We start from the raw sequence: 354 nt of genomic DNA on the forward strand, positions 1-354 counted from the left end.
GCCGAAGGCCTAAAGGAAGACTTTGAAAGTTGGAAAAACTTTCTTGTCTGGCTAAAAGAAAGAGGTCTGCATGGCGTAAAACTAGTTATCGGTGATAAAGCTTTAGGTATGGTCGAGTCTATTGGACAAGTTTTTCCTGATGCTAAATATCAAAGATGTACAGTACACTTCTACCGTAATGTCTTTTCTGTAACGCCGAAGCAACGCATCAAAGAAGTGACCAAGATGCTGAAGGCCATCCATGCACAGGAGGACAAGAATGCAGCTCTTGAAAAAGCAAAGGCGGTAGCTGCCAAACTCAAAAAAATGAAACTATCAAAAGCAGCTCAAAAGGTAGAGGAATCAGTTCATGAA

The 354-nt window shown here is 41.2% G+C and carries 1 protein-coding gene; it reads left to right on the forward strand.

The window, feature by feature from the left end; translation table 11 throughout:
- A partial coding sequence (locus tag ACTNEN_RS13390; RefSeq protein ID WP_441206960.1) for a transposase occupies window positions 1-354 on the forward strand: 354 nt, incomplete at both ends.

Origin of the sequence: Oribacterium sp. HCP28S3_H8 (assembly GCF_052064775.1) — a bacterium.
Lineage (GTDB): Bacteria > Bacillota > Clostridia > Lachnospirales > Lachnospiraceae > Oribacterium.